Here is a 17,360-nt window from a genome sequence, read left to right as displayed (position 1 = left end):
TAGCCTCCTTGGTCTGTTAAAATTATGCCGTTGCTCTGACCGCACTTGCCCGCTGCGAAGAGAAGATCGCCTGCAAGTTCGGGATGATGATGAATTCGCCTTCGCGCTTTACGAGGGCGTGGATGTAATCGGCGCGCCAGCGCATGCCGACGATCGGCGGCGGCTCGCTCGCGGACTGCGGGAGCTGCGTGACTTCGTGAACCTTGTCGGTGCGGATGCCGATCAACGACGTCTCGCCGTCGAGCTCCAGCTCGGTCACGACGATGCGGCTGTCGATCGTGACATTGGCCGCCTCCATGCCGAAAGCGACACGAATGTCGGCAAGCGGGATAACCTTGCCGCGGAAATTGATGACGCTGCCGACAAAGGGCAGGCTGCCAGGAACGTTGGTTTCAGGCAACAGGTCCAGAATTTCCTGAACCACGACCGCGTCGATGGCAAAGGTTTCGCCATTGAGGCTGAATGTCAGAACCGAAAGTTCTTCAGCGTCCTTCCAGACGGTGCGATAGTCGGATTTCAAACCTGTCTCACTCATCCTGCTGCCCGCAATTGCGCCTCCTGATGTTGTCCGGCCGCGATCAGATGAGCGACATCGAGGATCAGAGCCACGTTGCCGTCGCCAAGGATGGTCGCGCCCGAGAAAGTCGAGACTTGGTCGTGCAGCTTCGACATCGATTTGATGACGGTCTGATGGTCGCCGATGATTTGATCGACGACGAGGCCGACCTGCTCGCTGCCGGTCGAGATGACCACGACCTTTTGGTAGGGGTCCGGTTCGGTGCCGGTGCGAAACAGTTCGCGCAGGCGAAGGAAGGGCACCAGCTTGTCGCGCAGCGAGATGAAGCTGCGGCCGCGCGAGCGCAGATCCTGCTCTACGGAGAGCTCGAGGCATTCCTCGACGGCGGTAAGCGGGATGACGTAACGCCCGTTGCCCACCCGCACGAGAAGCCCGTCGATGATGGCGAGCGTCAGCGGGATCCGCAACGCGATGTCGGAACCCTTGCCGAATTCGCTGTTAATATCGATCGACCCGCGCAGCGTCTCGATCGTCTTCTTGACCACGTCCATGCCGACGCCGCGGCCTGAGAGGTTGGTGACTTTCTCCGCCGTGGAAAAGCCGGGCTGAAAGATGAGCTGCAGCAGGTCCTTGTCCGAAAGCTGGGCGCCGGGCTGGATAAGCCCGTTGGCCTCGGCCTTCGCACGCACCTTTTGGCGATCGATGCCGCGACCGTCATCCCTGATGGAGATCACCACTTCGCTGCCGGTCTGGTGTGCGGAGAGGATGACCCGCCCGGTCATAGGCTTGCCGGCCGCGGCACGATCGTCCGGGCCTTCCAGCCCATGATCGATGGAGTTACGAACAAGATGAACAAGCGGATCGGCGAGGCGGTCGATGACCGTCTTGTCGACTTCCGTGGTTTCACCCTCGGTGACAAGTTCGATATCCTTGCCGGTCTCGCGGGCGAGATCGTGGACAAGACGGCGAAAGCGGCTGAAGAGGCTTGCGACCGGCATCATGCGCAGGACCATCATCGTGTCCCGCAGCTCGCCGGCCAGACGCTCGATCTCTTCCGAGACCGAGCGAAGACCGAGATCGGCGGCCGAATTTGCCATCTGGCTGAGGCGCGACTGGGCAATCACAAGTTCGCCGACCCGATCCATCATTTCGTCGAGACGCAGTGCGGGAATGCGGACATTGTCCGCCTGCTTTTGCGACTTTGCGTCGGCGGGCTGGGCTTTGCCTGCATCCGTTGGCTGGATTGCGGCTTTGGAGGGCTCGCTCGCCGGCGCCTGTTGTGGGCTCAAGGTGGCGGGCTGAGGGCTCGATGGTTTCGGAGCCGAGTGCTCCTTGAGCTCCATCGTCATCTCGTCCATCACGAAGATGAAGACGTCTTCGATGTCGGAGCGCGGTTTTTCGGTTGTGAGATGAACCGTCCAACCGACGTGGAGATCGCGAGGATCGAGGTCCTGAAGCAGCGGAATGGCCCCGATATCAGCCTCGATCCGGCATTCCCCGAGCTCGCGCAATTCGTCGAGAAGACCGAGTGGATTGGTGCCATTGGCCATGGAATTGGCTGGCAGGCTGAATTTCAGTTGCCATGCCTTGGCTCCGCCGGCGATCGCGCCGGGGTTGACGGCGGCTGCGACCGGCGTCGTGACAACGGGCGCTGCGGGCGCATTTTGCGAGGCAGTCGTGCCAACGGCATTGCGCAGCTTTTCCAACAGAACGGCGCTCATGGCCTCATAGTCGCCGTTCGGATGTTCAAGCAGCGCCTGCATGTGGCCCTGAGCGTCGAGAACGGCGGCCACCAGTTCCTTGGTGGCCGCAGCCTCGCCCTTGCGAACCCGGTCGAAGGCCGTTTCGCAATGATGGGTGAAGGCGGCCAGTTGATCGAAGCCGAACATGGAGCCCGATCCTTTCAAGGTGTGAAGCCCCCTGAAAACCGCATCAATCTGAGCCCTGTCGCTCAAGTCGCGCATCAGATCGAGAAGTCCGGCCTCGATCAGTTCCAGCTGTTCGGCGGCCTCTGTCCTGAAAACGGCGATCGGATCGAGATCATTCATCTGCCCAGCACCTTGCGCGCGATCTTGACGAGGGTATCGGGCTCGAAAGGCTTGGTCAGCCAGCCTGTCGCGCCGGCAGCCTTTGCCTGCTGTTTCAGGTCGCCGTCCGACTCGGTGGTCAGGAAGATCACCGGCGTTCCCATATAGGCCGGCAGTTGCCGCAGGCCGCGGATCATGGTCAGCCCATCCATGTTGGGCATGTTGAGATCGGTGACGATGAGATCGAAGTTGCCCGCCTTCAGCTTGTTGAGGCCGTCGGCGCCATCAACCGCTTCGGTGACCGAATATCCGGCGCCGGTAAGTGCAATGCGCGTGGTCAGCCGAATGCTGGCGGAATCATCGACGGTGAGAATATTTGCGCTCATGCTGCTTTTCCTTCTAGCCAGAAACTGTCTTGTTGCCGATCTCCGCTGAGGAGACCCGCCCGCTGCAGGACGGCGAGAAAATTGCCGTCTGCCGGCTTGTTCAATGCGATCGTCACACCGGCTCGACCGGCCGTTTGCCGGGCGGAAAGAAGCAGTTGCGGCAGGGTGAGATCGATGTCCGCGTTGCCATCTATGTCGATGATCAGGGACCGGCTAAGCGATGCCGATTCCTGAAGGTAGACCTGGATGATGTCCCTCACGTTGGTGATCGTCTTGATGGTCAGGGGACCGTGAAGATGCAGTATTTCCATTTGTCCGCTCATGCCGAACCCCGGGATAGTTGAAATGTTGGCGCGATTTTCGACGTCAGCTGCGGCGTCACGGGATCGCCGTCGGACAGCTGCAACTCGAAAAGACCCTTTATATCCACCCAGCGGCGGCAGAAGGCCGCGACGCAGGCGGGATCGAAATGCGTTCCGCTGCTGTTGACAATTTCGCCGAACGCCTCCGCGATCGGCCAGGCGGGCTTGTAGGAGCGCTTGGAGCAGAGTGCGTCGAAGACGTCGGCTATGGCGACGATACGGGCCTCAAGCGGGATGGAGGATCCTGAGAGTCCCCTGGGATATCCTGTCCCATCCCATTTCTCGTGGTGGCTTTCGGCAATCCTTTGGGCGGTCTGGATCAATTCGCTTGAGCTGTCGTTCAATATCTCGCTGCCGAATTCGGCGTGCCGCTGCATTTGGCGCCGCTCCTCGGCGCTCAAGGGCCCGGGCTTTGAGAGAATGGCGTCCGGCAGGCCGATCTTGCCGACATCGTGCAAGGCGCTGCCAAGAAAGATCGTGCGGGATTGGCGTGCGCCCACACCGAGTTCCTCGGCGATCATTCGCGCAACGATGGCGACCCGGTCCAGATGGTCTGCCGTCTCGCCATGGCGGGCGGCGATCGCCTTGGAAAGGCGCCAGATGATTTCCTCCTCGTGCCGTTCAACCGTCTTCATCGCCGCGTCGAAATCGCGCTGCAGGCTTGCCGCCTTGGCTGCGAGTGCCAGCCGTTCCTCGCCGATGCTGAGAATGTTGCGAACGCGTATCGTCAGCTCCGTCTCGTCGATCGGCTTGGTGAGGAATTCGGTGGCGCCTGCCTGCATCGCAGCCAGCTTGATGTCAGTCTCCTTGCGGGACGTGATCATAATGGTGGGAACATGTGCCGTAAGTGCGTTCTTACGGACATGGGCGATCATCTCGATGCCGTTCATGTCCGGCATCATGTAATCCACGAGAATGAGATCCGGCGTTTGATCGTCAAGCCGCTTGAGAGCATCGCTCGGGTGCAAGAACGACAGGACCTCGCTGCCGCTGATGGCTTCGACCGCTCGGCGAAGCGTGGCGACAACGGAAGGACTGTCGTCTATTACGAAGATGCGCATAGTGACCCCGCTAAGCGTCCGCGTTGTTACGCACGGATCGGCTCACGATTATCGGCTTGGATGTTTGGATGGCCTTTCGGATGAAAGGGCCGCGTCACAATGATTGTGAATCTTGGCTGTGATCACGAAATCGTTAAATGGCTAACGGTGTATTAAACTCGGGTTCAACCGGTGGGCGATTTTGCAATTAACTGCGATAACGTGATAGCATTGCGTTTTCCTGATATAAAATACACAGGAAAGCTTCAGCGGTGACGGCCGGTCCGTGTTGAGGACGGCGAGACGCCGTAGAGGGCGCGATAGCGCGCAGCAAAATATCCCATATGGCTGAAACCCCAGCGTGCAGCGATATCGGATATGTTCTCGTCTGCATTGCCGTGAAGCAGATCATGATGGATTTGCTGCAGCCGCAACCTTTGCACGTAGCTCAAGGGGTTCATGCCCAGGTTCTGTTGAAAGGACATCTGCAGGCCGCGGACGCTTTGGCCCGCATTCCTTGCGATGTCCAGCACGGTGAACTCGTCGCCCAAATGCGCCTGGATCCAATCCAGTGCCCGCTTCAAATTGCGGGGGCGCGCCGTCTGAAGTGCCGTCTTTGGGGCCGATCTTGGCCATGACTGCACGAAAATGGCAACAAGCGCGTCTTTGAAGAGGGACGCGCCGAGCGGTGAGCCGGCAAAGGGATGGTCGTCCGGATCCAGGAGGAGGTCAGCCATTCGATGGAGCGTTCGCACACCTTCGTCGCCGATGTCGGCCATCCTGTCGAAACGTCCGAAGAACAACTCAGGATCTTCGTCCGTCATATCTATCAGCGGCAGGCAGAGCGCGCGTGGTATCGCAAGTGCGATCTTGCGAGCGTCGCGCGAGGCTCTGAGCCTTATGAGGCCGTGAGACAGCAACATGAACGTCGTTCCGGCCGTTGCCGTGAACTCCTGATCCTCCGTTTCAACCTGAAATGTGCCGCTCTCGACGAAGTGCAGTTCTATGCGGTCGCTGTGGGGAAACAGATAACGGATTTCGTAACCCGTTTCGGAAAATATCTTCCAAGCCGTCATCTCCCGAATCATCGCGAGCGTGACGTCGATGTGAAAATTCGATGCTTCCGATCCCCGGTTCAGGGAAACCGATATGTTGGTTGCCCTCAGGCTTTCTTGTAGCTCCGCAGGCTCGCAGGACGACCATGCATATTTGTCGACGGCAATGTTCATCTTCGTTCAATCAGCTTCGACGGCTTGTTTGCGAGCTAAATCGCAAGCGGCACCGATGGCCTGCATAAGGCAATGGTGCTCTCAAGGTAACGTCTACTCCCCGGGTCTTGCCCAAAGCTTTAGCGCCAGCAGCTCGAAAGCCGAGGTTGTCGATCGATCCATTTCACACGTCATGTTAACTCCGTATTTCTTTGTTCGCCTTAGTTTGAGGTAAGCGGTCTTAGGCGGAGTCCAAAAGAGTTATGGTGCATGCAGCGACAAGCCGGCAATTTGCCCTTCCCGAGGATGATGTCATCGGCCGGTTGGAAGGCGCCCGGTTGCAGATCGAGCAGCGTTTTCTGGACGGCGGCGCCGTCCTCGTCACGGTGACCGAAGTTCTGGCCAAGCTGGTCAATCTGCTGGAAGACATCGGCGGCTCGCTGAAGGAGGAAAACGCAGCCGAAGCGACCGCCCGGCTGCTTCAGACAGTCGAACTGCTCAACAAGCTGCCGCCCGCGGAAGTTCGTCGTCAGGAGTGCGTGGTCTCTATTGGTCAAACCGGGCGGCTTCTCGCGACGCAGGTCCTCTCCATGGAAGAAACCCTGCGCTACCTCAGAACCTTTGCTGCGACGGCGAAAATTGCGGGTGCGAGAATTCCGGATTTCTCCAGTTTTGCCAGCGAGATCGTCGAACGCATCGAGTTCGCCACCGGCGAGGTCAAAGCACTTTCGGCACAGATCCGCGTGCTTGAAAACGGGATAAAATCGGCGGCGGCAAGCGAGGACGGCTCGCTCGGACAATATCTGGATGACATACCGTCCATCGTCCAGCGTCTCTTATCGAATGCACAGGAGATCCAGACCCAGCGCCGCGGTCTGTCGACATTGGCCGATACCGTTGCCGGTCTTGCGCGCCGAATTCAGAACAAGGTCGCCCACACCCTCTCCGCGATGCAGATCGGTGATATCACACGGCAAAGAGTTGAGCATTGCCAGGCCGTCTATTCGATCACGGATGCCTATCTTGCCTCCCAGGCGTCTCCCAATCTTTCCGCGACTGATCGCAATCGCATCACGGCTCTGACGACGACCCTCGTCTTCGAGCTGCTCAGCGAGACAACGGACGGTTTCAACCGTGAGACCGCAAAAATCGTCGACAACATCCGCAGCTTCAGGGACGATATCGGCACCCTGCTTGACCTCTATCAAACGATGATGTCGCAGAGCGGGCAGGACGGACGCAGCCCGATCAATTCGCTGCGCGGTGATCTTTCCGCCGCCCGGGCGCTCGTCGATCGCATTGATGTCGCCGCGGCCGGAGCAAGTCGGCTCAGCGAGAAGACGGGCGAGATGGTCAAGGAGCTGACCACGAGCATTCTGACCATTCAGCTCGTGCGTCGGGATATCCAATATATGGCGCTCAACACCAATCTGCGCTGCGGCAAGCTTGGCGAGGAGGGGCGGGCAATCAACGTGGTCGCCGGAGAGCTGCGCTCGTTCGCATCGCTTCTCGATGAAGACGCGGAAAAAATCCTTATCGGGTTGGGCAAGCTTGAGGGCCAGACTGCTGGCTTGAAGGACTGGCGGCAGAGCGATGACCAGGATAATGCGTCCGGTTCCGGTGCGCATATAGATGCTGCTCTCCTGCACATTACCGAAGCTGGCGCATCCATGGACATCAACGTGAAGGAGCTTCGCCGCTGTGGCGAGGATATGACCTCCAAGGTCGCCGAGGTCGTCAACAGCCTGGATTTCCGGGCGGGAATCGGTGAGACGCTCGCATCCTGCACGGAGGAGGCCGGTCGCGATTACTGCACAATCAGGGATCTGGTCGGGCTCGAAGCGCCGGTGGCTGCCATTTCGGAGCGCATCGCGAAGATTTATACGATGGCGGCCGAACGCGAGCTGCATGCGAGTGTTTTTGGCGTGGCGACAGCTCCGGCTACTCACGGACCGACATCTGGCAATGATGAGGAGTTGTTTGCTGAGGCTCTCTTCTGATCCGTCAGGTCTCGGAATCACCGAATACGTCCTGCGGCCGGGTCAGGAGTTCGACGCGCTCTTCCACTTTGCCGCACAACAGGACGATGATGTTGCTGAGAAGTAGATCCATCACCGCTGTTATGGTCGCCGCTCCGTCCCAGAGGGGCCGCGCGAGCCTGGGATGACGAGCGATCTTCCCGGTGAAAGGCGATGGCGCTTGCAACTTTTAGAGCGCGCGGTTCGCCATATGCCGACAGCTCAGCAGGCAAATGCCACAATCTGCGGACCTCAAATTCCGTCGTCCTTTTTAAGCTGTCGAAAATTATCGACTTAAGCATGTATTGGCTGCGAATTTTTCTAGCAATCCCGTGCAGCATATAGCTTAATGCGGGCGCCAGTTTTCTATGGGCGCGGCCAAGTTTCTGACGATATGGGGATGGCGAATGCCAGGCTTACCGCATGTATTGCCAGGAAAATTACTATCTAAGATTGTATTTTTACTGCAAATCAAAAAGACAGGCCTGACACGGATGAGAAGACCATTCATGAAGGCGCAATCGCCTCGGCTCCTCTACATTTCGTTGCCTCGAACCATCGGGAAATTACGCCCGAGACCATTCTGATGCCAATGGATGAGCCGTGAATTCGGTCGCAGTCCACTCAATCTAATCGCCATTAGCCCCTCACTCGCCGATGTCCTCGTTCTGAGAAGGGATGCAATCATAGTTGTTCAGATCGCGCTGAAGCGTCGAAGGGAGAGCTTACGTTCATGATGTCGCAGGCAAAAAGAAAGATCGCAATCATCGGAGGCGGCGTGGCCTCCATCACGGCTGCCTATGCGTTGACGGAGCAACCTGGCTGGCAGACGAAATATGACATAACGGTCTACCAGCGCGGATGGCGGCTTGGCGGCAAATGCGCCAGCGGACGCAATCGCGAGATAGCCAATCGAATAGAAGAGCATGGCCTGCACATCTGGGCAGGATTCTACGACAATGCCTTCCGTCTGATGCGCTCCTGTTACGATGAGCTTGTCGCAATGAAACTCAGGTCCCCGGAAGATCCGCTTGGGACCTTGGAGAAAGCGCTAAAGCCACTCAACGCATTCATCCTCGGCGAAGAGGCGGTGGGAGACCCCAAAGAGAAGTGGCGACCCTGGTATATCGAGTTTCCCGGCAACAAGCTGGTTCCCGGCTCGGGAGGGGTGCTGCCGCAGCCTTTCGATTATTTCAAGATGGTGGCCAAATTCCTGACGGGTCAAATCGAGAAGGTTGGAGATGCCTTACCATTGCCGCGCCAGGTGACGGGCGCTGGCGGCTATCAGTCTCCGTTTCATCAGCTCTTGGCCTATGCCCAGGCGATGCCGGCCGATGCCCGCTTGCACACGGGGCAGAATGGCAATGAGCTGAAGGAGATTCTCGAAGGCATCCGGATCTGGCTTGAGGGTATCAAGCCGGGGGAGTGGATCAATGATGATACGGCACGCCGGGTCTATTTCATCCTGGACCTTGGGGCGGCTTTTGCCATGGGAATGGTGGCCGATCAGGTCTTCATGCGCGGCTTCGATTCCATCGATGGCATGGAATGCTCGGCATGGCTTCTGAAGCACCATGCATCTCAGCAGGCCGTGGCATCGTCGGTATTCCGCAGTTGCTACGACTATGTTTTCGGATATCCGGGCGGCATATGCACGGACCGCGGAGTAGGCGCCGGCACCGCGATGCGCGGACTGTTGCGCCTGGCCTTTACCTACAAACAGGCCCTGTTTTTCAAGATGCAGGCGGGTATGGGCGACACCATATTCGCTCCATACTATCAAGTCCTCAAGCAGCGTGGCGTGAAGTTCTGCTTCTTTAATGCCATCACCAATCTTGCTCTGTCGGCATCACGCGACGCCGTCGCCCGGATCGACCTCGTTGAACAGGCACAGATCGTGTCCGGTTCCTATGAACCGCTTTTCGACGTCGCCGGTCTGCCCTGCTGGCCTTCGGAACCGGATTGGTCGCAGTTGGTCGATGGCGAGAAGCTGCGCGAGAGCGGAATAGATTTTGAATCGGAAAAAACGGCCGTGCCCGTTGGTGTTCCGAAGAGCCTCCACCAAGGCGTTGATTTCGATGACGTCATTCTTGGCGCATCGCTGGCTTCGCTTCCCCCTATGACGGGCGAACTCGCCGATGCATCCCCTTGCTGGAAGCAGATGCTTCAGAAAGTCGAGACTGTCGCGACCTGCGCCGTGCAATTCTGGCTCAACAAGCCCACGTCTCAGACCGGCTGGCCAGGCTTGGTCAAGGCCCACAATCCGTATAGCCCTTTCGATCCCAACACGTTGCAGACGGTCATGACTGGCTTTGCCGAGCCGCTCGATACCTGGGCCGATATGAGCCATCTGCTGGTCCGTGAGACCTGGCCGGATCCGGCTCCCCAATCGATCGCCTATTTTTGTTCGCCTTCGAGAAATGCCGACGTACCGGCGCCGTCGATGCAGGAGCAGGCCGGGAAATGGGCTGATGATTACCTGACGGCGATCTGGCCCGACACCCGCAACGCGGTGGGCAAGTTCGACAGAAACCTGCTCGTTTCTCTCAAAGGCCAATCCGAAGCCGAACGCTTCGACAATCAGTATTTCCGTCAGAATTTCTACGGCTCGGAGCGATATGTTCTCTCGGTGCCCGGTTCCGTGAACTATCGGCTGGCGCCGGATGAATCGGGATTCACCAACCTCGTGCTGGCGGGTGACTGGACGCGTTGCGGCATCAACGCAGGCTGCGTCGAGGCCGCGACGATCTCCGGTCTTGCCGCCGCCAGGGTATTTACGGGTTCGTTGGAGCCGATCTACGGCGAGTTCGATCTGATACTGGATGCACTGCCGACGCCAGCTGTGTTGTCTTCAGTCATGGCTCCCCATGCGGATTGGCCCCTCACGCCAGCCTTTCTACGCGGTTCGATGGAAGGTATTTTCAGTTTTCACGCTCTGCCTGAGGAGCAGGTGAAGCAGATGCTGCCGCAAGGTCTGGTGCTGTCGAGGCAATCCGTGACGCCTGCAAACACGCATCCGGTAACATTCCTGTTCAACAGGCAGACGAATGTGCGGGCGAGCTTCCTGCCGCAGATCCTCGGGTTCAAGACATATCTCGAGAACATCGTTGCCATCAATTGCGTGGAGATCGCAGGCGGTGACGGCACGGTCTTCAGCTTCCTGCCGGCATTGTTTCTCGACAATAGCATGGCCACCTATTCGGGCCGGCTCTTTTACGGGCTTGCCAAGCGCCTGGCAAAGAACACGCTGGATGGATCGACATACAGCACCACGAGCGAAGAGAACGCCCCGGTCTGGACGATGCGGTATTTCGATTATGCGCCGATTTCCCGGCTCGTCGAACTCGGCAATATCGGACTTGTCCGCGCCTTGTTGGATACGCCGATCCTGACCCCGCGCGGGAAGGGCGCCTGGCAGGCGATGGCTTTCGATTTCTCGGTCGGGTCGGCATTCGCCGTTCCTGTCGCGACGCAGCTTGATGTTTTCGCAACCAATGGCGTCGGGTTGCCGGCGGGGCGGTTTATATCGCCTCCCTTCAGCGCGCAGCCTGAAGAGAACGGTCTGCCCGGAGCGTTCCGTTGCTGGACCGACTGGACGCTCAGCAACCCCTTTGATTCAGCACGTGTCAAAGCCGTCGCTGCCGCCCAGAAGAATTTCGACTTCAATTGGCAGCAAACATGAGAGAATGAGGGCCATGTTGTCGCCCGAGGAGATACCGCATCTAACGATGGACCACGACCTGCGAGAACGTCGTCAGGTCACCGTCCTTTTTGCGGATATTGTCGACTACACAGGGCTTGCCCTGCGTTTCGACCCGGAGGATCTGCGAGATCTGCTCCAGCGATATTACACTCTTGCAAAAGAGGGGGTTGAGGCGTCGGGCGGCATTGTCGCGGAATATCTTGCCGATGGGATCGTCGCTCATTTCGGCGTTCCCATCGCCTACAAGGATGCGGCCGATCGCGCTGTTCAAGCGGCGAAGCACATCGTCAGAAAAGCCGGCGAGATACGCGGGGCAGACTATCGGCTTTCGGTGCGGGTGGGTGTGGCGACCGGGCTTGTCGTCGCCGAGTTCGACGGCACCAATTCCAAGATCACTGGAGCGAGCGGGGTTCTTGCCGCTCGCCTGCAGGCATCGGCCGATTCCGGATCGATCTATATCTCCGATCTGACACGTCGGCTCCTGCGGCGGGAAACGGAGGTCCGCTTCGTCGGGAATATGTCCCTCAAGGGTTTTTCGAAGCCGGAGCCCGTCTGGTGTCTCGATCTCGAAGATACAAAGCGAATGGGAGGCGATGGCTTTCCATTTTTCGGCCGGGACGCGGAACTATCGAGGCTGGCGCTGGCATGGGAAGCAGTCTTGCAAACCGGTCGCGCCAGTCCGCTTTGTATTCTTTCCGGCCGGCCGGGGATCGGCAAGAGCCGTATATTGCGGGAGCATGGCCTGCGTTGCCCGGCCGAGCAGAAGAGCATCGTGCTGCAGGCGGCCGAGCGGCAAAGCAATACGGCACTCTATCCTGTCGTGGAGTGGCTGAAGCTTGACGACCGGGTCTCTCTCGGAACTGATGATGCCGATTATTTGCGTGCGCTTTGCCAGCCCGAAACCGCTGTGGGATTGCATTTGAGAGAGGCGCCCGGCGCCATTCGCCAGGGGACATTCGATGCCCTATCGGCCTCCTTTCTCAGGATTGCTCAAGCCGGTCCGATACAGATCGTCATCGAAGATCTGCAGTGGCTGGATCATAGCACGCTTCAATTGATTGCCAGGCTGCTGACGGACCTGGACGACTGCCCCATCCAGTGGCTCGCCAGCGCCCGACCCGAGTTCATGGACGGCCCTGGAGAACTCCAGAGCGCGGTGCTGACCATCGGAGAGCTGAGCGCTGTCGAATGCCATGAGGCCGTCGTCAATTGCTGTGGAGAAGGTGTCACATCCGCTTTGGCGGAGGAAATCGTCGGTAAATCCGAAGGCGTGCCCCTTTTCCTTGAGCATCTCCTTCGCGAACTTAACGAAGGACGCATATCTGGCCATGAGACCGTACCTGAAACGCTCGTCGGAGCACTGGTCGCGTGGATCGACAGCACGGGACCGGCGCGACGTGTCGCCCAATGCGCTTCGGTCGTCGGGCGCTATTTTGACGAGACGATGCTTGCGCAGGTCTCAGGCCTCTCTCATCAGGATTTGAACTCCGACATCGAGCGCCTCTGCAAGGCGGAGATTTTCCGGCGGGAGAATACCTCTGCCTTGAGCTTTCGGCACGATCTGATCCGAGACGCGGCCTACAGCACTCTGCTGCGCAAGCGGCGAGAAAGTCTTCACAAGCGGGTTGCCTGGGTTCATACGCAGAGCAATCCCCATGTCGGCGACAAGGTCATGGCGGAAATCGCCTATCATCATGAGGCTGCAGGAGATCATTCTCTCGCGGCGGACTATAGGCATAAGATCGGCAGGTACACGACGGCCCTCGGCGCCTTTGACGAAGGCGAGAGCCAGCTCCGCCACGCTGTGAATCTGCTCGCGCTTGCTGCCCGAAACGGCCTGGATGTCGAGCATCAGCAGGCGAACCTGCTTGTCGATCTGGCTGCAAACCTGATGCAGACGCGGGGCTTCACCGATCAAGACGTGCTGGGAACCTATGTGAAAAGCCTGTCGCACCTCGAAAAGATCAATCGGGTTGACGGTGACAGCCTATCCATTTTCTGGGGTATATTCACATACCAGGTTCTGATCGGTCATACGAGGGATGCGGCCATGACCGTATCGAGAATGGAGGCCGTGCTTCATCGGCTGCCGGAAAGAGAAAGGCTCGCGGAGCATACGCTCTCCGTACTGGGAACCAGAAACGGGATTCAATTTTATTCCGGGCAGTTTCATGCGCAACTTGCGACGTTGGACAAGATCAAGACACACTATGAACTCGAGCTTCACGCACCTCTGGCGGCCAAGTACGGGATGGACCTTTTGGCGACCGCGCATGCATTCTCGCCTCACTCGGCAGCCATTACCGGACAGTTCTCGCGGGCACGCGACCTTGTTATCGAGGCGGATGCACATCAGTCCGTGCTCGACATTCCCCTCATGCTGCCGTTCATCGATATCTGGGGCGGGGTCGCATTAAGCTATCTCGGCGATTTCGATCTGGCATTGGCCCGCATGGAAAGAGGCATCGCGCTTGCCGATAGGCAGGGTGCCGCGTTCTGGTCGGCGACAGGCCGGATGTGGCAGGCAATTGCTGAGTTCGAAGCCACAGGCAATCCGTTCAGCCAATCAAAGATGGAACAGGCGCTTGCGCTCCAGAAACTCATGGGCGTCGGCATCGGCATTCCCTATTGGTCGGCAAAGTTGGCGGCTGCCTGTGCCATGAACGGCGATGATCGACGCGCGCAGGAGTGCATCAACGAGGCGTTGACAGGCTCGCCCGGCACTTCGGAAGGCGTGTGGCGAGCGGAACGCCAGAGGCTGGTAGGCTTCGTGCACGAGCGCGCCGGACGCCTGGACAAGGCAATTCACTTCTATCGTCTGGCTGCGCAAACCGCGGGTAAGCAGTCGGCGATATTATGGGAGATGCGCGCGAGAAGGGCAATTTCACACCTCGCGCCCCATGATGAATTGAACCGTCTCCGACTGACGATGCTTTCGGATGCGATCGCGCAAATCAATGCCCGAGAGAGTCCGGTCGCAGTTTCTGCAATGGTTTGAAACTGGCTGGACCGACGCCCCAGGTTACGCATCCGTAACCGTGAGCGCGAGCTGAAATTTTCCGCACGATATCTTTGATCCGATAACTGAAGTTGCGGAGCCTATATTCAAAAATCGCGGGAAAAGCGCATCTGGGACGCTTTGTGTGAGGCGCCGCACAGAGCGGAACGGCTGATCCCGATTTGCTGATGAAGTCAACCGATGCCGACGCGGCATCCAAACTTCATCGGATCTCACCATGTTTGAGCACGTCATACGCGACATCCGCCCGGCTTCGCCTGGCCTCGGCATGCCCTGGCTGCAGGAGCATGCCAGCCCCCTTATCGAATTGAACATTCCGCGCCGTTTCCTGTTCCTGGGCTTTACAGAAAGCAAGGCCCGGGAACTGCGCCAGATTCTCGAAGAGACGGAACACGCTGACCGCATTGTTTACGATGGAGGCGGTACGCCGAGCGTAGGTGCCGTAAGCCTTGTCGATGTTGGCGATGGCCTCTCACTCGACCTGTTCGGCCACACCCCGGCTGCCTCGCCCGCCATTGCGATCGTTGGGCGCGATCTGCCTGACATCGACCGGTTGTTTGCGTGCGGGTTCGTCGACTATATCACGTACCCCTTCAGCCCTCCGGAAATTCAACGACGCCTTTTTATCAGTTTAACGGCCATCCACGAGGCGACAGCCTCCGCGGGGATCGGCGGCGATCCTATGGTGCGAGCGGCATGCAGCTCGCTGGACGCCAACCTCGCCAATCCCGTGACAGTCGATGAACTGGCGGCCACCCTTGGGACCAATCGCAACACATTGAACAGGGCGTTCAACCAGGCATTTGGCGTTGGGCCGATGACGTGGCTGCGCCAGCGTCGCTGTGAAGTCGCGGCGCAACTTCTGCGTGATGGTTCAGAGAGCATTCTGAATATTGCGCTGACTGTCGGCTATGGCGATCCGAACAATTTTTCGACTGCGTTTCGCAGGCTCTACAACCAGGGGCCGATGGAGTTTCGCAAAAAATGTCAGGCGCAAAGAATTTAGGTACGGGCTCAAAGGCACGCCGCAACGATGCCGGCTAGTGTCCAATTGCTGGCGAGGGCCACGCGCTTCATCGAAACACGAGAGGATATATCGACAATGGTAACCGAGAACATCAGGCTCAATTTCAGGAACGGTTCGGGCGACACGAACAATTCCAGCATTCTCATTTTCCAGCAGAACGTCGCGGAATCCTTTGGGGAAATCGCCGTCGCCTGGAAGGTGATCAAAAACTGCGGGCGCCTCGACACGCATCCGTTCATTTTTCCGCTTCAATTCCAGGTTTCGGCCAAGGATAGCTGGGGCAACTACACTCCGCAGCTGACGGCCTATGACGGCCAGGCTTTCGACATGACCCTGGACAACTCCGGCGACGTGCTGGCACTGTCGAAGAACGGCGCTACCTCTCCGAACGAAGTCGAGGTGCGCAATCAGCTGAAGCAGGGCGCGATCAGCGCGTGCATCTTCAAGGATGGCAAACTGCTGGCGACCAAGACCAACATGGCTCCCGGCCAGAAGGCGGTCTTCCAGTTCCAGCCGCGCATCTATATCGGCGTCGTCAGCCAGGTGAGCGAAGGCCAGGTCATCGATTCCGCGATCATCAGCCAGGTGAACACCGAGATCAATCTCTTCGGGATCACCAGCGCCGACATCGTCATGACCGGCGGCGGCCCAGGCCCAAACTCGTCGCCCTTCGAATTCCACCTGGAAAACATCAACCAGTAAGCGCCCGTCATCTCGGCGAGATGACCATTGATCCGGGATACCAGACCAGCAGTCAGCGGGTATCCCGGTTTCCCTTTCATGAACAAGAGGACAGTCATAGCCATGAAAACGGAAACCAGCCTGAGGCTTTCTGGGGCGAAATCTGCTTTGGCCGCCACGAAGCCTGATAATACCGACGACCCGACCGACTCCGATTCCCCGATCGTGGACGACGGCACGGAAGATTCCGATGCCGCTGCTGCGGCCGGAGGTAGCTCCGACAACGCAATTGGCGGTACCGGCGACAGTGCCGCCGGCGACGATCGTGATCGCTCCAAGCTTCACGCAACGATCACAAAAAGCTGGACCTCGGGCGGTATTGCCGGAACCGACAAGGACAGGGTCACCATCACGGCAACCTATCCTGCCGTCCAGGACAAAAAGACCGGCGCGGTCAGTCTCGGCGCAAAAAGCTTTGCCCTGACGATAACCAACCTGGACACCAAGGCCAGCTCGACGATCCAAAAATATCTTTTCTCGAACACCGATTGGACGGAGATCCCGGCTCCTGAAAAGCCTGAACTCGCCGAGAAGTTCCATGTGAAAGGCAACGTCAAGATCGATGTGCAGACCTCGGGAAAGATGATGCGGGTGCGCTTCCATCTGGACACGGGAATCCACCTTTCGGACATCGGCTATATTTTCGTGCTGGATATTCCGGAGAACACGAAATTCATCGACGATGAGCAGAGCGAACCGTCGTCGTAGCCGCCATGCAAACCTGGTTGACCTACGAGAATGGCTCTCTCAATCCGCATGTCAGCCGCGTGGGTGTCTTCTGGGATGTATCAGGGATGCTGCCCGGCACCATGCCGGTCCTGTGGGCGGCGATCGAACGGTGCCGTTATGGGTGGCATCACCCTCTCTGCATCGGCTGGGAACCGGCATTCCTGATCCGTGACAGTTACGGCAACGAATGCCCGCTCCAGCCGGGCCATGGTAACCCTGACACGGGAACCAGGATAGACGGTCCGCACGGTTACGGATTGAAATCGGGGCTCCTTCTGAGCCAAGGCACGCCTCGCCCCGATCTGTCGCTCTGCATCTGCCGGAACAGCCGGCCGATCGCTGAATTGCCGCTCGACCGTGCAGGGTCGTGGGCCGTGTTCATGCCGGATCGCTTGAAGTTTCAGATCGACTGCCGCGTCGAATTGCGCGGCCGGGTCACTGACGCCTGCGGTACGCCCTTTGCTCTGAGCGGGCTGCATGCCCTCAAGGTTCAGCTTCGCGGCGGCACGCCCGGACCGCGGGCCACGCCACTCACCTTTGTCTCATATCGTGCGGAATCGGCCTGATCCGATCCGCATCTGAA

At 58.6% G+C, this 17,360-nt stretch carries 13 protein-coding genes; 7 read left to right on the top strand and 6 right to left on the bottom strand.

The features are described from left to right. Positions 1-22: 22 nt before the first annotated feature. The 6 genes from JTP94_RS12535 to JTP94_RS12510 form a co-directional block, all read right to left on the bottom strand. Positions 23-535, bottom strand: a complete 513-nt coding sequence (locus JTP94_RS12535) for a chemotaxis protein CheW (RefSeq protein WP_204850812.1) — start codon at positions 533-535, stop codon at positions 23-25. Next, the gene (locus JTP94_RS12530; RefSeq protein WP_204850811.1) at positions 532-2,565 is read right to left on the bottom strand and encodes a chemotaxis protein CheA; all 2,034 of its coding nucleotides are present in this window, start codon (positions 2,563-2,565) and stop codon (positions 532-534) included. The genes JTP94_RS12535 and JTP94_RS12530 overlap by 4 nt, the downstream gene beginning before the upstream one ends. Further along, on the bottom strand, positions 2,562-2,930 hold the full coding sequence (locus tag JTP94_RS12525; protein WP_034509986.1) for a response regulator: 369 nt from the start codon (positions 2,928-2,930) through the stop codon (positions 2,562-2,564). The genes JTP94_RS12530 and JTP94_RS12525 overlap by 4 nt, the downstream gene beginning before the upstream one ends. Beyond that, positions 2,927-3,253: an STAS domain-containing protein gene (locus tag JTP94_RS12520; RefSeq protein ID WP_204850810.1), complete on the bottom strand. Its 327-nt coding sequence runs from the start codon at positions 3,251-3,253 to the stop codon at positions 2,927-2,929. Before JTP94_RS12520 ends, JTP94_RS12525 begins: the two co-directional genes overlap by 4 nt. Next, a complete protein-coding gene (locus tag JTP94_RS12515) occupies positions 3,250-4,353 on the bottom strand; it encodes an HD-GYP domain-containing protein (RefSeq protein ID WP_204850809.1) in 1,104 nt (367 codons plus the stop codon). Before JTP94_RS12515 ends, JTP94_RS12520 begins: the two co-directional genes overlap by 4 nt. Positions 4,354-4,598: 245 nt before the next feature. Continuing rightward, positions 4,599-5,561 (bottom strand): AraC family transcriptional regulator, encoded by a 963-nt coding sequence (locus JTP94_RS12510; RefSeq protein WP_204850808.1) that lies wholly within the window; start codon positions 5,559-5,561, stop codon positions 4,599-4,601. 242 nt (positions 5,562-5,803) lie between these two features. Between JTP94_RS12510 and JTP94_RS12505 the strand changes: the two genes are divergently transcribed. From JTP94_RS12505 to JTP94_RS12475, 7 genes are all read left to right on the top strand, one after another. Next, positions 5,804-7,540: a hypothetical protein gene (locus JTP94_RS12505; protein ID WP_204850807.1), complete on the top strand. Its 1,737-nt coding sequence runs from the start codon at positions 5,804-5,806 to the stop codon at positions 7,538-7,540. A gap of 751 nt (positions 7,541-8,291) precedes the next feature. Continuing rightward, a complete protein-coding gene (locus JTP94_RS12500; RefSeq protein ID WP_312038153.1) occupies positions 8,292-11,240 on the top strand; it encodes an NAD(P)-binding protein in 2,949 nt (982 codons plus the stop codon). 13 nt (positions 11,241-11,253) lie between these two features. Further along, positions 11,254-14,259: an AAA family ATPase gene (locus JTP94_RS12495; protein ID WP_204850805.1), complete on the top strand. Its 3,006-nt coding sequence runs from the start codon at positions 11,254-11,256 to the stop codon at positions 14,257-14,259. 238 nt (positions 14,260-14,497) lie between these two features. Further along, on the top strand, positions 14,498-15,286 hold the full coding sequence (locus tag JTP94_RS35450) for a helix-turn-helix domain-containing protein (RefSeq protein WP_246754851.1): 789 nt from the start codon (positions 14,498-14,500) through the stop codon (positions 15,284-15,286). 96 nt (positions 15,287-15,382) lie between these two features. After that, entirely contained in the window at positions 15,383-16,009 is a 627-nt protein-coding gene (locus JTP94_RS12485; protein WP_204850804.1) for a hypothetical protein, read from the top strand. 102 nt (positions 16,010-16,111) lie between these two features. Then, the gene (locus tag JTP94_RS12480) at positions 16,112-16,756 is read left to right on the top strand and encodes a hypothetical protein (RefSeq protein ID WP_204850803.1); all 645 of its coding nucleotides are present in this window, start codon (positions 16,112-16,114) and stop codon (positions 16,754-16,756) included. A 5-nt stretch (positions 16,757-16,761) separates the two neighbouring features. After that, positions 16,762-17,343, top strand: a complete 582-nt coding sequence (locus tag JTP94_RS12475) for a hypothetical protein (RefSeq protein WP_204850802.1) — start codon at positions 16,762-16,764, stop codon at positions 17,341-17,343. Positions 17,344-17,360: the final 17 nt, after the last annotated feature.

The sequence above is a fragment of the Martinezella lusitana genome (assembly GCF_016901135.1).
In the GTDB taxonomy this organism is placed as follows: domain Bacteria; phylum Pseudomonadota; class Alphaproteobacteria; order Rhizobiales; family Rhizobiaceae; genus Rhizobium; species Rhizobium lusitanum_D.
Note: the sequence above shows the minus strand (reverse complement) of the source record. Positions and strands in the feature narration are given on the sequence as shown.